Source organism: Xanthomonas sp. 3307 (genome assembly GCF_014199735.1).
Taxonomy (GTDB): Bacteria; Pseudomonadota; Gammaproteobacteria; order Xanthomonadales; family Xanthomonadaceae; genus Xanthomonas_A; species Xanthomonas_A rydalmerensis.
The window spans coordinates 98,234-113,489 of record NZ_JACHOG010000011.1 but is presented as its reverse complement, the minus strand read 5'-3'; the positions used below and the strand labels follow the sequence as shown (position 1 = coordinate 113,489).

Annotated in this window: 9 protein-coding genes; all 9 read right to left on the bottom strand. The window is 69.4% G+C overall.

The features are described from left to right. Positions 1 to 199 (bottom strand): hypothetical protein (locus GGR64_RS20740; RefSeq protein ID WP_221236297.1); only part of this gene is annotated, 199 nt, incomplete at its 3' end. Between the two features lie 550 nt (positions 200 to 749). Next, positions 750 to 1,850: an alginate lyase family protein gene (locus GGR64_RS19695; protein WP_260303509.1), complete on the bottom strand. Its 1,101-nt coding sequence runs from the start codon at positions 1,848 to 1,850 to the stop codon at positions 750 to 752. Positions 1,851 to 2,534: 684 nt separating this feature from the next. Next, positions 2,535 to 3,890: a substrate-binding domain-containing protein gene (locus GGR64_RS19690; RefSeq protein ID WP_184647934.1), complete on the bottom strand. Its 1,356-nt coding sequence runs from the start codon at positions 3,888 to 3,890 to the stop codon at positions 2,535 to 2,537. A gap of 154 nt (positions 3,891 to 4,044) precedes the next feature. Beyond that, positions 4,045 to 4,920 (bottom strand): methylglyoxal synthase, encoded by an 876-nt coding sequence (locus GGR64_RS19685; RefSeq protein WP_160964760.1) that lies wholly within the window; start codon positions 4,918 to 4,920, stop codon positions 4,045 to 4,047. A gap of 107 nt (positions 4,921 to 5,027) precedes the next feature. Further along, positions 5,028 to 6,083 carry a glycoside hydrolase family 5 protein gene (locus GGR64_RS19680; RefSeq protein ID WP_184647932.1) on the bottom strand — a complete coding sequence of 352 codons (1,056 nt, stop codon included), beginning with the start codon at positions 6,081 to 6,083 and terminating at the stop codon, positions 5,028 to 5,030. Positions 6,084 to 6,285: 202 nt separating this feature from the next. Then, entirely contained in the window at positions 6,286 to 7,338 is a 1,053-nt protein-coding gene (locus GGR64_RS19675) for a glycoside hydrolase family 5 protein (RefSeq protein ID WP_184647930.1), read from the bottom strand. Between the two features lie 261 nt (positions 7,339 to 7,599). Next, the gene (locus GGR64_RS19670) at positions 7,600 to 8,658 is read right to left on the bottom strand and encodes a glycoside hydrolase family 5 protein (RefSeq protein ID WP_160964754.1); all 1,059 of its coding nucleotides are present in this window, start codon (positions 8,656 to 8,658) and stop codon (positions 7,600 to 7,602) included. Positions 8,659 to 9,088: 430 nt separating this feature from the next. Further along, complete coding sequence (locus tag GGR64_RS19665) at positions 9,089 to 10,579, bottom strand: FAD-dependent oxidoreductase (RefSeq protein WP_160964752.1); 1,491 nt, start codon at positions 10,577 to 10,579, stop codon at positions 9,089 to 9,091. Between the two features lie 115 nt (positions 10,580 to 10,694). Beyond that, on the bottom strand, positions 10,695 to 15,149 hold the full coding sequence (gltB, locus tag GGR64_RS19660; protein WP_184647928.1) for a glutamate synthase large subunit: 4,455 nt from the start codon (positions 15,147 to 15,149) through the stop codon (positions 10,695 to 10,697). Between the last annotated feature and the right edge of the window lie 107 nt (positions 15,150 to 15,256).

Sequence of the window (15,256 nt, the reverse complement as noted above, 5' to 3'; positions counted from 1 at the left end):
TGTGGCTCAAGCCATGCGAGAGTAGGTCATCGCCAGGGGCTTTACCCCAAATCCCCGTCCCAAAAGGACGGGGATTTTTTATTGCGCGAGAAAAAAGCGATTGCGCGCAAAAAAGTTCGATCCATGCGATTGCTGCGCCAGTCACGCGAACGCCGCAGCGTCGGCCGTAAACCACAGCAAGCACCAGCGGCGACTTCACGCCCTCTGCTGCGACCCTGATCCTGCGCCGATCATGCAACCGGCTTCCCTCGCTGCAACGGCATGACCACGCCGTAGAATCGGCCCAACCGCCGGAGCCGCGCAGACCTGCACCCACCCAATACCTGCGACTGCCGTCGCCATCGTGGCCGCTGCTGCGGTCACGTCGTCTTCTGCACCGTGCGTTTCACAGATCGCCCTGATGGCGTTGTAAGGCAGCTGGCCCGCCTCGATGGCAAGCGCTGAACCAGTGGGGTGCGCCGGCAGGGACGGATGCGGCAAGACATGCGACGGCATTCTGGGTGGCGGTTGCCGACAGGGGGCTCTGCGGCCTACCGAACAGATCGCCAGGGCCACCCGGAATGCACAGCGCGACAGGCTGCCGGCTCAAGGTGCAGCGTTAAACAGCCTTGCTGCCCGGCACCAGGTCCGTGCGATCCGCCGCCATTCAATCCCGTCCGAACGCCACTGCATCCGGCCGCGTCTCGCGTCCAGCCGGGCGCCCAGCGAGTCGGCGCCCGGCGCAACCACGGCGCCACGAGGGGACCGCGCTACCGTGCCTTGTCCGGCAACAGGCTGATCCCCAAACGCCAGGACGGCGTGCCGTGGCCGAGTTGTTGGGCCAGGCGCGCGCAGGCCGGATCGTAGGCCGCCGCAAGCACCAGCAACGGTACCGCGCCCTCCGCTGCGTACGGCGCACCGATTACGTGGCCGGCTTCGCCGTTGTCCGAGCGCGCCTTGTCGAAGGGCACCTGGCTGCCGACGAACTCGGCATGGCTGCGTTCGCCGCGCAGATACGGCAGCAGCCAGTCGACGCTGCGCGCCAGCGATGCGCCGTTCGGCGCGCGCCAGTGGTACAGATCCTCGCCGCGTTCGGAGAACAGCAGCGCCAGCGTCACCAGCGGGCGCAGGTCGTAGACGTGATAGGACAGCGCATCGCGTTCGACGAAATCGATGCTGCGGCCGTCGGGCAGCAGATTGTCGGCGATCTGTTGGCGAAAGCCGGTGCGGGCGTAGTCCAGCAAGCGGGTGTCGTCGAGCGCGGCGCCGATCATGCCCACGGTCTTCAGGCGGTGACTGTGCCAGTTGTTGGTGGCGGTCTTGCGCTTGAGATCGCGCGAGCCGATCTCGGCGTCGGCGATCTTTCGCATCCATGTGTCGATGGCGCGGCGTTGCGCGTCCAGCAGCGCAGGGCGGACGATGCGGTAGGCGAAGATCGCCGGTTCCAGCCCGGTCTCGTCGATCGGGTTGCCGTTAGGCACGTTGCGCGCGGCCCATTGCGCGAGTTGGTCGCCCGCGGCCAGCGCGTCAGCGCGCTCGCCCTGCAACGCGAAGCGCAGGGCCAGTGCCTGGATGCGTGGCATGTCGCCCAGGCTGGCTTCGGTCGCCGCCTTTACCGGATCGCCATGCAGGCGGCCGCCGGTGCTCAGGTTGTCGAGCGGATGCGCGCCCTGTGCGCGTGCCGCATCGGCCAGCCGGGCCTGCGTCGCCTCGACCTCGCGCCAGGTTGGGTCGGTGGGTGCTGACGCATGCAACTGCTGCCATTGTGCTGTGGTCGGCCAAAGCCGCTGTACTGCAGCGGCCGGAGTGCTGTGCGTCAGCGAGAGTCCGGCAAGCACCATGCCGAGCATGGCGTGCGATGAGCGAGGCATGGCGATCTCCAGAGCCAGGTGCGCGAGCGTTGTCGGGCGACTGTAGGCGCCGTGCGGTGAATGGGGGATGGCCCGGGTGCGGGAGCAAGGTAGTCAGCATGCTCGCCGGTTCGTGTATGGCGATTGGGCGTATCGGCGCCAGCGCAGCGTCATACGCGCCGGGCTGCTTTCTCCCGACCTGAGGCGGCGTGCGCCGAATCGTTGTGGCAGCGCCATGCGTGACGCTGCGCGGTGTGAGGGCACGGAGCAGCAGTGGCTTCAGTCTAGGCGTGCCTGCCCTGTCAGGCCGCCCGAAGCCGCTCCATGACCGGATCGCCCCGATGAGGCGTGCTGATCGCCTTCTCGGCTGCCGGCTGTCGGCTGCCGAGAAGGTGACGTCATGCTGGATCACCACGTCGCTTGTGGGGCATCGCCGCATGGGCACGATGGCCATTGAATGACTGGCAAGGCGCCAAGCCTCGCATCGTCCGCCAGCGAGGGCGCTTCGCGCTCCGTACCCTCACCCCAACCCCTCTCCCGATGGGAGAGGGGCTTTCGCGTTCCGTTCTCTTCCCGGGACCGCGGCCCTTTTCGGGGAGGCGCCCAGAAAGGGCGGATGAGGGGGCGGGCGATGTCTCGTTCGATGTTCCGTTGCGTCGATGTGCCCGATCACCAGCATCCATTCACCCTCTGCAACGCACCGCCCTACCGGGCCCGATCCAGCAACCAGAGTTCGACGCGCTCGTTGCGTGCCTTGGCCTCCGCGTCCTCGCCGCCGACCAGCGGACGCAGCGCGCCGAGGCCGCGGACGCGTTCTACCGCGACGCCACGTTGCACCAGGTACGCGGCGACGACGTCGGCGCGGTCGTTGCTGGCGATGGTCGGGTACAGGCGGTTGGCGCTGTCGGGGGTAGCGAAGCCGATCACCGCCAGGGCGCGCCCATGCATCGCCGGCTGTTGCATGAAGGCGACCAGCCGGTCCAGGTCCTGGGCGCTGCGCGCTTCGTACATCCCATTGAGCGACTGCAGGCTGAAACGCAGCGTGGTGGTCAGGCGCCGGGCGCCGGTGCTTGCCTGGCCATAGGCAGCGTCCGCGCGGGCAGCAGCGGTCCCGGTTTGTGGCGTGGCCGGATCCACGTCGATCGCCAGGGAGATCGGGCCGAGCCGACGCACAAGCTGTTGCGCCTGGGGGCAGATCGCATACAGGGCCAGGCTGCGGCCGAGCGCCGACATCATCTGGCCGCCATACAGGCTGTAGCGCTGGACCAGCGGATAGTCCTCGCCGCGCACTGCGGCCGCGCTCGGGGCCACGGCGACGCCGCCGTCGGCGATGGCCAGCGCTCGCGTGCCGGACGGCACCGGCGTGGTCAGTCCGACGATCGCCAGTGCCTCGGGATGGCCGGCGACGGCGCGTGCGGCCTCGGTCAGGTCGGCATGCACGACATCTCCCGGCGCGCGCAGCGCGGGCAGCGCCAGGCGTTCGCGCAGGAAGTCGTCGAGCCCGCCGGGCGTGGCGCGTCGATGCAGCGCGATCGGCAGGTCTGCGCCGCCGACTTGCGACCAACGGGTCGCGCGTCCACTCAGGATGTCGCGCAATTGCGCCACGCTCAGCGTGGCGATGGGGTTGTCGGCGGCGACCAGGACCCGCGCACCGTCCAGGGCCACGACGAACTGCTGGTCGGGCGAGGTGAGGTCGCCGAGCTGCCAGGCGGCCTCGCGCTCGCGCGCGTCGGGCTGGCGCGCCAGCATCGCCAGCTCGGCATCACCATGCACGAGGTCGGCGATGCCGGCGGCCGAGCCGGTGCCAGCGATCTCGACCACCAGCGGCGCATCGTCGCGCACCGCGGCGATCTCCAGCGTGGTCGCATCGACGCGACGACGTTGCAGTTGCCGGTAGCCCATGCTCTGCAGCCAGGATTCCACCAGCGCCGGCATCAGCCGTGCGCCGAGGCTGTTGGAGCCGCGCACGCGCAGGCGCTCGGCCGGTTGCGCAGACGCGGATGGAAGCGCGCACAGCGTGGCCGCGCCGAGCAGCAGCAGGCGCAGGGTGAAACGCAACATGGGATCCCCCCTGGGATCTGGACAGGCGCGGCAGTGTTGGCGATCGGCGTGACATCGCGGTGACTGTGCGCGCGGTCACGCACGACAACGCGGCGTCACGGCGTGACCTGTCGGCGGCCCGCGCGTGATGCGATCGCGCGGGACCGGAGGAACGTCAGGCAGACGCGAGGCGGCGGTCGGCGGCTTGCGCCCAGCGTGCGGCGATCGCCGGCGAGGTGATGCACACGGCGCTGTCGGTGACCGTGGTCACCGCGCGCTCCAGCAACTGGATATCGGCTTCGTGCTGGCGCGCGACATGCGGATCCTCGAAGAAGATCGCGCGGTGGCAGCGCCGTTCCAGCACGCGATCTGCGATCTGTGCGTCGCCGCCCATCGGGCCGCTCTGGTAGCGGTGTACCCAGGGCTGGCCCTGCGGCCAGCCGCGGCTCCAGGCCAGTTCGTTGAGCCGCTGTCCGGTGGTGCCGGTGGCCACGCGCTCGGCGAAGCGCGACAGCAGATCGAAATGTTCGCTGGCGAAGGCCAGCATCTGCGGCTTCATCGCATCGTGCGCGATCAGCGCCAGGGTCTGCCGTTGCAGCGCGTACAGATCGTCGGCGCCGCGGTCCGGAGCCAGCGCGGCGTGGATGCGTTCCATCTCCACCCAGTCGCGGGCGCTGGCCACGGTGGAGATGAACGGCTTGCCGTGGATCACGCACTGGCGCTTGAGTGCGATCGCCTCGGGAAAGATCGAGGACGGGTCGACCGGATCGATCAGGTAGATGGCGCCGTCGAGGGTGCGCTCGGCGCCTTCCAGGCCCACGACTTCGGCCACCAACTTCATCAGTCCGCCCTCGCGGCCGAACGGGTAGCGCTTGAGGCCGGCATAGCCGTACAACAACCCGGCACGCACGATCGCCTCGTGGGTGCGGCCGACCGCATGCAGGCCGAGCTGCAGCTCGCGGATGCCGGCCTCGCTGGCATGCAGCCAGCGGAACAGCGCGGCGTCCTTGCCCTGGTGGTGCAGTCGGTTGGCGGCCAGGCCCAGGCGCATGCGTCGATCCGTGCGGGAAAGGTGCGACAGTCTGCGCCCGATCGCGGCGCAGACTCAATCGCGATGCGATCGCCGTGCCGCCGCCGCCGATCGCGGCCCCGCTGGTGTCATTGCGTGACCTGCTGCGCACGTACCGCCAGCACGTCCATCTGCGGCTTGTCGGCGCCGCTCTTGTCCGGCTGCAGGTTGAATGCATAGTCGCTGCGCCACCAGGCGCCGCCGGCCCAGGCGTTCCAGCCCAGCCATACGTCGCCGTTGGCGTGGACGTAGTCGAGCATGGTGTCGAGTGCGGCCAGGCAGGTGGCGTCGCTGCTGCCGCCGAACTCGCCGAGGAACCCGCGATAGCCGTTGGCGCGCAACCACTGGGTGAACCCCTGCAGACGGTCCGCGCCGATGCTGCTGCCGACGCAGGCGGCGCTGGTGCCGGAGGAGTCGGGATCCAGGTACTGGTGCACTTCGAACGCCAGGTTGTCGGCGGGGTCGTGCACCGTCAGCAAGGCCTGCGCGTTGGACACGCCGTACCAGGTGCTGTTCCAGCTGTGCGCGCCACTGAAGGCCGTGCCGGGCACCAGGATCAGATTGTCGGCGCCGGTGCCGCGGATCGCGTCGATCGACGCCTGTGCGATGGCGGCCCAATCGCCCGAAGCGAGGCCGTTGGGTTCGTTCATCAGCCCGAACACCACGCTGGCGTCGTTGCCGAAGACCAGCGACAGGCGCCGCCACAGATCGGCCAGCGCTGCCGCCGGGACCGCGTCGCCGCCGATGCGCACGCCGTCGTACTTGGCGTAGTTGTGCACGTCCAGGATCAGCTGCAGGTCGTAGCGCTTGGCGCGTTCGACCGCGGTGCGCAGGGCGTCGAGCTGCACGGAGTCTAGCGGGCCGTTGGCCAGCGGCTGCAGCCGCTCCCACAGGAACGGCAGGCGCACGATGTTCATGCCCTGCGCGGCGGTGTACGCATAGTCGGCGTCGGTGGGATACACATAGTCCTTGAACAGCACGCCGGGCTTCTTCGCCGAATTGAACTCGGCACCGGCCAGGTTGATGCCGGCATAGCGCAGCGTCTGCTGCGCGTGGGCGAATGGCACGCAGGCGGCAAGGAGCAGGCATAGCGCGGCGCGACGCCGCCATTGCGAGGAACGGGAAACGTGGTCGATGCGTGGCATGACGGATCCTTCGTGGGGAAGAGCGACAGGCGCCGCCGCGATGCGGCGTGCGCGGCCATCGCACACCGCTGCAACCGCCATGCCAGAGCGATCGTGGTCGTCAAGAAAGTGCGACGCATTGCACGTCGCACGTCATGTGCCGGTGCGCGCGCCGCTGTCGCGTGCGTCGTCGCATGCGTTCGTCGTTGCGCCGGCGCCGCGCTCAGCGCGTGATGCGCTGCGCCCAGGGCGCGAGGATCGTCATCTGCGGACGGTCATGGCCGTCGGCGTCGGGCTGCACGTTGAACGGATAGTCGGCGCGCCACCAGGCGCCGCCGGCCCAATAGCTCCAGCCCAGCCACAGCGTCGGATGCTGCGCGATGTCGGCGAGCATGCCGTCCAGCGCGCGGCGGCAGACCGGATTGTCGGCGGCGCCGAATTCGCCGAGAAAGCCGAGATGACCGGTCTGCTGCAGCCAGCCGGTGAAGGCGTGCAGGCGTTCGGCGCCGATGTCCGCGCTCACGCAGACCGGGCTGGTGCCGCTGGAATCGGCGTCCAGGTACTGGTGCACTTCGATCGCCACGCGTTGCAGCGGGTCGTGCAGCGTGGCCAGCGCATCGGCGTTGGAGGCGCCGGCCACCGGCGTGTACCAGCTATGCGCGCCGGTCCACAGCGCGCCCGGCACCAGGATCAGGTTGCTGGCGCCGGTGCCGCGGATCGCGTCGACGGCGGCCTGCGCCGCGGTGGCCCACGCGGCCGGGGTGATGCCGTGCGGCTCGTTCATCAGCCCGAAGACCACTGCATTGTCGCTGCCGTAGGCGCGCGCCAGACGCTGCCACAGGTCGACGAAGGCGGCGACCGGCAGACCGGTGCTGCCGATGAGGCGGCCGTCGTAGCGCGCGTAGTTGTGGATGTCCACGATCACGTACATGCCCTGCGCCTTGGCCTGCTGCACGGCGTCGTCGATCAGCGCCAGTTGCGCGGCGTCGAGCGGACCGCGCGGTTGCGGCTGCAGGCGTTCCCAGCGCACCGGCAGGCGCAGCAGGTTCATGCCCTTGCCGGCGAAATAGGTGTAGTCGCTGCTGCGCGGATAGGTGTAGTCGACACCGACGATGCCGGGAATCTTCGACGGCGCGATCTCCGCGCCGGACAGGTTGACGCCGGCGAAGCGCAGCGCCTCCTGTGCGTGCAGCGACGCCAGCGGAACGGACAGGCAAAGCAGCAGTGCGGCACGCAAGGCGTGCCGCGAACGCCGCCGCAAGGTGCGCGCGATCATGGTGGGTCTCCTTCGGCATCAGAGGGGGAACCCGGCCGAGGGAGATGCCAGGCCGGGCTGATGACTACGGTGTGCGGACACCGTAGTGCATTGCCGAGGACGAGGCGATGCCTTGCATGCGCGCATGCATGGATCTGTGCGGCTATTGGCAGCGCGAACCGGCACTGGATCGCGCTGCACCACGCGTGCAGCGCGAACGCCGTGCGCCGTGCTGCGGTGATACGCGAAGTGTTGCCGGCATGCGGCGCCGGCAACGGCGGCTCACTTCTTGCCGGTGATCTCGCGGGCGTACTTGGACAGGATCGCCATCTGCGGCTTTTCGCTGCCGTCCTTGCCGGGCTGCACATTGAACGGATAGTCGGGCTTCCACCACGCGCCGGCCGCCCACCAGGTCCAACCCAGGATCACGTCGTCGTTCTTCTGCATGTAGCTGAGCATGTTCTCCAGCGCCTGGTTGCAGGTGGGCGTGTTGGCGGTGGCGAACTCGCCGATGAAGCCGACCTTCTTGTTTTCGCGCAGCCAGCTGACGAACCCGGCCAGCTTCTCGGCGCCGGCGGTGGCGCTGACGCACTCGCCCTTGGTGCCGCTGTTGTCGCGGTCCAGGTACTGGTGCGCTTCGAACGCCATGCGGTTGCGCGGATCCTTGAGCGGCTGCAGCGCCACCGCGTTGGATGTGCCGTAGGACGTGCTGCGCCAGCTGTGCGCGCCGGTGTAGGCGGTGCCCGGCACCAGGATCAGGTTGTTGGCGCCGGCCTTGCGGATGGCGTCGATCGCGGCCTGCGCCGCGCTGGCCCAGTCGGTCGAGGACACCGCGTTGGGCTCGTTCATCAGCCCGAAGATGACGTTGTCGTCGCCCTTGAACTCTTTGGCCAGGCGCCGCCACAGATCGGCGAACACCGCGTCCGGGGCGCCTTCGCTGCCGACCAGCGCGCCGTTGTACTTGGCGTAGTTGTGCGGATCCAGGATCAGGTACAGGTGGTTCGCCTTGGCCTGCTCCACCGACTTCTTCAACAACGCCAGTTGCGCCGGGTCGAACTCGCCCTTGGCGGTGGGCTGCAGGCGCTCCCACAGGAACGGCAGGCGGATGGTGTTCATGCCCTTGCTGGCGAAGTAGCTGTAGTCGGTCGCCGTCGGGTAGGTGTAGTCCTTGTACAGCACGCCCGGTTTCTTGCCGGAGTTGAACTCGGCGCCGGACAGGTTGACGCCGGCGTACTTGAGCACGCTGCGGCCTTCGGCGGCGGCGTTGCAGGCGACGGCGGCCAGCAGCAGCGCCAGCGGCAGGGAACGCCAGCGCGGGGAACACGACGAGGAAAGCGACATGGGGGAGCTTCCTGGGGTGAGGGGAGGCGCCGTCCGTGTCGGGGGAGCGCGGGCGGCACGCGCAAGGGTGCAAGGATCGCCCCCGTGATCGCCAGCCTGCATGCACCCGTGTTAGCCCGGCATTCACCTGGCGCAGACACGCCGCGCGCGGACGTTTGCTGCGTCACGGCGCGTGCGTGGTGCAGCCGGCAGCGGCGGCGTGACCGCCGTCGCGGCAATGCGTCCACCGTCTGCGCGCCAGTTGGGCGCAGCGAAGGTTGCGCGGTGGAGGGATGTTCGCTGGAGACCAGCGATGCCGCGCGCGTCACGGATCTCGGCGAATGTGTGACACAGCGGTCCGGCGAATGCCGCTTTCGCCGCCTCCGCCAGTCCTGCAAGGTCTTGCCGCCGCCGAACTGGCCTAACGCTGCCGCGATCGCGGCAGCGTCGCTCAGGCAGCGGCCTGGGTCGTCACCGGCAGACGGTTGCCGATCCATTCGGCGATGCTGGCCGCGGCGTCGCGGCCTTCGGCCACCGCGGTGACCACCAGATCGGCGCCGCGCACCGCGTCGCCGCCGGCGAACAGTTTCGGGTTGGTGGTCTGGTACGGCAGGCGGCCGCTGCCGTCGGGCTCGCTGCCGCCGGCGAGGATGCGACCGTTGACGGTGCCTTCCACGCCCTGCGCGGCCAGCCACTCGGGCACGCTCGGCGAGAAGCCGAAGGCGATGATGACCACGTCCGCGTCCAGCAGCGATTCGCTGCCTTCCACCGGTACCGCCGCCTGGCGTCCGCGCGCGTCCGGCTCGCCCAGACGGGTCTGCACCACGCGCACGCCGACCAGGTTGCCGGCAGCGTCGGCTTCCACCGCCAGCGGCTGGCGGTTGAACAGGAAGCGCACGCCTTCCTCGCGGGCATTGGCCACCTCGCGCGCCGAGCCGGGCATGTTGGCCTCGTCGCGGCGGTAGGCGCAGGTGACCTTGGCCGCGCCCAGGCGGATCGCGCTGCGCACGCAGTCCATGCCGGTATCGCCGCCGCCCAGCACGACCACGCGCTTGCCGCTGAGGTCGGGCAGCGCGATCTTGTCTTCCCAGCCGGCGATCGGCCGGCCCCAGGGATCGTTGCCGCCAACGATGCGGCTGTTCTGCACCAGGAACGGCAGCGCCGGCAGCACGCCGGGCAGATCCTGGCCGGGCAGGCCGCCATCGGTGTAGCGATAGGCGCCGGTGCCCAGGAACACCGCGTCGTACTCGCCGAGCAGCTGCTCCAGGCTCACGTCGCGGCCGATCTCCACGCCCAGCCGGAACTGCACGCCCATGCCTTCGAGCACCTCGCGGCGCTTGCCGATCACGCTCTTGTCCAGCTTGAAGCTGGGGATGCCGAACTGCAGCAGTCCGCCGATCTGCTCGTAGCGGTCGTACACCACCGCCTGGATGCCGGCGCGGGCCAGGCGGTCGGCGCAGCTCAGCCCGGCCGGGCCGGCGCCGATCACCGCCACGCGCTTGCCGGTGGGCTCGACCTGGCTCAGGTCCGGGCGCCAGCCGTTGTTGAGCGCGGTGTCGACGATGTACTTCTCGACCGCGCCGATGGTGACCGCACCGAACTCCTCCAGCGTGCAGCTGCCTTCGCACAGGCGATCCTGCGGGCACACCCGGCCGCACACTTCCGGCAGCGGGTTGGTGCTGTGGCACAGCGCCGCGGCCTCTTCGATGCGGTTTTCCTGCACCAGCTGCAGCCACTGCGGGATGGCGTTGTGCACCGGACACTTCCAGCTGCAGTACGGGTTGCCGCAATCCAGGCAGCGCCCGGCCTGGTACTGCGCATCGGCCTTGTCGAACTTGCCGTACAGCTCGTTCCAGTCGCCGGAGGTGCGCAGTTCCACCGGAATGCGTTGCGGCATCTGCCGCGGCAGGTCGAGGAACTGGAAGGCGTGTTTGCGGCTCATAAGGCTGGGATTCGTAATTGGGGATTGGGGATTCGCGAACCCCGGGAGAGGGCGCTGGGGTGGGACGAATCCCGAATCCCCAATGCCCAATCCCGGCCGTTGCGGCGCGCCGCCATCAGGCGGCTCGCCGCAGCGATTCCGTCAGCGACTCGATGCTCGCTGCCTTCGGTTTGACCAGCCAGAACTTGCCGACGTAGTCGCGGAATTCGTCGAGGATCTGCTGCGCCCAGATGCTGCCGGTCAGCTCGCGGTGGCGGCTGATCAGTTTGTGCAGGTGCTGGCGGTGGCTCTCGAAGCCTTCGGCGGAGATGCGGTGGATGTCGATCAGTTCGTGGTTGTAGCGGTCGACGAAGTCGCGGTCCACGTCGAGCACGTAGGCCAGGCCGCCGGTGAAGCCGGCGCCGAAGTTCAGCCCGACCTTGCCCAGCACCAGCACGATGCCGTCGGTCATGTACTCGCAGCAATGGTCGCCAGCGCCCTCGATCACCGCCAGCGCGCCGGAGTTGCGCACGCCGAAGCGCTCGCCGGCGCGGCCGGCCGCATACAGCTCGCCGCCGGTGGCACCATACAGGCAGGTGTTGCCGATGATCGCGGTGCTGCGCGCCTCGAAGCGCGCCCCGCGCGGCGGTCGCACCACCAGCCGGCCGCCGGCCATGCCCTTGCCGACGTAGTCGTTGGCCTCGCCTTCCAGCTCCAACTGCAGGCCGCCGGCGTTGAACGCGCCGAAGCTCTGCCCGGCCGAGCCGCGGAAGCGCAGGGTCAGCGGCGCATCGGCCATGCCATGGTTGCCGTGCACGCGGGCGATGGCACCGGACAGGCGCGCACCGATCGAGCGGTCGGTGTTGTGGATCAGGAAGCGATGATCGCCGCCGGTCTTCTTGGCGATCGCGTCGGCGAGCAGGCCGTCCATCTGCGTGGCCAGGCTGTCCGGCGATTCGTACAGGCGCTGCGCGGCGCAGTGGCCGCCGTCGTGGCGCACGTCCTTGAGCAGCCGCGACAGGTCCACGCGCACGCCTTCGCGCGGCGACACGTCCAGTTGCTGCAGCAGTTCGGTGCGGCCGACGATCTCGTCCAGCGAGCGCACGCCCAGGTACGACAGCCATTGCCGCACTTCCTCGGCCAGCAGGCGGAAGAAATTCTCCACGCGCTCGGGCAGGCCGACGAAGTGGTTGGCGCGCAGGCGCTCGTCCTGGGTGGCCACGCCGGTGGCGCAGTTGTTGAGGTGGCAGATGCGCAGGTACTTGCAGCCGAGCACGATCATCGGGCCGGTGCCGAAGCCGAAGCTGTCCGCGCCCAGGATCGCCGCCTTGACCACGTCCAGGCCGGTCTTCAGGCCGCCGTCGGTCTGCAGGATGGTGCGCGACCGCAGGTCGTTGGCGACCAGCGCCTGGTGCGACTCGGCCACGCCCAGTTCCCACGGCACGCCGGCGTAGCGGATCGAGCTGACCGGGCTGGCGCCGGTGCCGCCGTCATGGCCGGACACGGTGATCAGGTCGGCGCCGGCCTTGACCACGCCGGCGGCGATGGTGCCCACGCCGGCATGGCTGACCAGCTTCACCGAGACCAGCGCGCTCGGATTGACCTGCTTGAGGTCGTAGATCAACTGCGCGAGGTCTTCGATCGAATAGATGTCGTGGTGCGGCGGCGGCGAGATCAGGCCGATGCCCGGCTTGGCGTAGCGCAGCCGCGCGATCAGGTCGTTGACCTTGTGGCCGGGCAGCTGGCCGCCTTCGCCGGGCTTGGCGCCCTGCGCGACCTTGATCTGCAGCACTTCGGCGTTGACCAGGTATTCGGGGGTGACGCCGAAGCGGCCGGAGGCCACCTGCTTGATCTTGGACCGCTTCTCGGTGCCGTAGCGCGCCGGGTCTTCGCCGCCTTCGCCGGAATTGCTGCGCCCGCCGAGGCGGTTCATCGCGATCGCCAGCGCCTCGTGCGCCTCCGGCGACAGCGCGCCGAGGCTGATCGCGGCGGTGTCGAAGCGGCGCAGCAGGTCTTCGGCCGGCGCCACCTCGTCCAGCGGCGTCGGCGTCGCCGCGCGCTTGAGTTGCAGCAGGTCGCGCAGGGCCGAGGCCGGGCGCCCGTGCACCGCGGCGGCGTAGGCGTCCCAGTCGGCCTGCAGGCCGCTGCGGGTGGCGCGCTGCAGGGTCAGCACCACGTCCGGGTTGTACATGTGGTACTCGCCGCCGTGCACGTACTTGAGCAGGCCGCCTACTTCCGGCTTGAGCAGGTCGTTCCAGGCGCGCGCGGCCAGTTGCCGCGCCTCGGTGTCCAGTCGTGCCAGGTTCACCCCGCCGATGCGCGCGGCGGTGTCCGGGAAGCACAGCGCCACCACGTCCGGATCCAGCCCGACGATCTCGAACAGTTGCGCGCCGCGGTAGCTGGCGATGGTGCAGATGCCCATCTTGGAGATGATCTTGGACAGGCCCTTGTAGATGCCCTTGCGGTACTTGCGGCCGATCTGGGTCTGCTCGCCGCCGCTCTTGAGCAGCAGGATGCCGCGCCGGCCCAGGTCGAACAGGGTCTGGTAGGCCAGGTACGGATACACCGCGGTGGCGCCGAAGCCGAGCAGGCAGGCCATGTGGTGCGGATCGCGCGCGGTGCCGGTCTCGATGATCAGGTTGACGTCGCAGCGCAGGCCGACCCGCGAGAGGTGGTGGTGCACCGCGCCGGTGGCTAGCAGCGCATGCGCCATCGGCCGTTCCGGCACCGGGTAGCGGTCGGTCAGCAGCAGCATGACCTTGCCGTCGCGCGCGGCCTGTTCGGCCTCGGCGCAGATGCGCTTGAGCCCGGCCTCCAGGCCTTCCTCGACGCTGTAGGACAGGTCGATCTGCGCGTTGCGGGTCTGGTACTGCTCCATCTTCAGCAGCTGCCGCAGCTTGCGCTGACTGAGCACGGGCGAGTTGAGGATGACGTGGTTCACCGTCTCCGGGCCGGCATGGAAGATGTTGGTCTCCTTGCCGAGCTGGGTGGTCAGCGACATCACGCAGTCTTCCCGCAACGGGTCGATCGGCGGGTTGGTGACCTGCGCGAACGCCTGGCGGAAGTAGTCGTACAGCGGCCGGGTATGGCGGCTGAGCACCGCCATCGGCGTGTCGTCGCCCATCGAGCCGGTGGCTTCCTGCTCGGTCTCGGCCAGCGGCCGCAGCACCTGCTCCACTTCCTCGGTGCTGAGCTGGAACAGCTTGTGGTAGCTGCGCAGGGTGCGCTCGTCGAACGGCTCCTCGACCAGCGAGGGATCGATCAGCTCGGTCTGCAGGTAGGTCACGCCCTGCTGCAGCCACTGCTTGTACGGCGCGCGGCCGCGGTTGATGCGGTCGATGGCGTCCGAATCGAGCAGGTCGCCGCGCTTGAGGTCGATGGCCATCATCTCGCCGGGGCCGAGCTTGCCCTTGCGGGTGACGCGCTCGGCCGGCAGTTCCCACACGCCGGCTTCGGAGGCGACCAGGAAATGCCGGTCGGAGGTCAGCATCCAGCGGGCGGGGCGCAGGCCGTTGCGGTCGAGCATGCAGGCGGCGTAGCGGCCGTCGCAGGCGACGATGCCGGCCGGGCCGTCCCACGGCTCGGTGTTGAGCCCGTAGAACTCGTAGAACGCGGCCAGATCGGCGTCCTTGAACTCCAGCGACTGGGTGGCCGGAGGCACCAGGATGCGCAGCGCCTGCAGCAGGTCCATGCCGCCGGCGACCAGCAGCTCGAGCATGTTGTCCAGGCTCTGCGAATCGGAGCCGTGCATGGAGATCACCGGGTCGAACTCGGCGATGTCGAAGCGCGGGGTCTGCCACACCTTGCTGCGCGCCTGCGCCCAGTGCCGGTTGCCCTCGATGGTGTTGATCTCGCCGTTGTGCGCGAGCAGGCGGAACGGGTGCGCCAGCGGCCAGCGCGGCAGCGTGTTGGTGGAGAAGCGCTGGTGGAACACGATGGCGCTGGAAGCCAGGTCGTTGCGCTGCAGGTCCGGGTAGAAGGTGCTGAGCTTGTCCGGCAGCACCATGCCCTTGTAGCTGATGCCGTTGGGCGAGAGCGTGGTCACGTAGAAATCGGCGACCTCGCGCAGGCGCTGCTCGGCGCGGCGGCGCGCCAGGAACAGGGCCAGGGCGAAGGCGTCCTCGCCCTGCTCGGCGCCGGCGTCGACGAACACCTGCTCGATGCGCGGCAGGGTGTCCTTGGCCAGTTGCCCGCACACCGCATCGTCGGTGGGGGTGAGGCGCCAGCCGCAGGGCTGCGCGCCGGCACGCCGCAGTTCCTCCTCCAGCACCTGGCGGCAGCGTGCGGCATCGGCAGCGTCGCGCGGCAGGAACACGTTGCCGGCGGCGAAGCGCGCGCCGACGCTCAAACCGGCCTCGCGCGCCAGCGCGCGCAGGAACGGCTCGGGTTTGCGGATCAGCAGGCCGCAGCCGTCGCCGGTGAGGCCGTCGGCGGCGACGCCGCCGCGGTGGGTCATGCGCGACAGCGCGGCGATGGCGGTGTCCACCAGCGCCCGCGAAGGTTGGTCGTCGAGTTGCGCGACCATGCCGAAACCACAGGCATCGCGCTCGTCTTGGGGGTCGTAGAGCCCGTGGCGGTTGCGGGGGGCCATGTCTGCCTCTGAAAGCGATCCGAAGGAACGCGGCGACACTCGCCCCCGCTCTATCCTGGAGCGCTTCTTGAGGTCACCGGAATCCCGACTAAAACATAGTTGGTGCG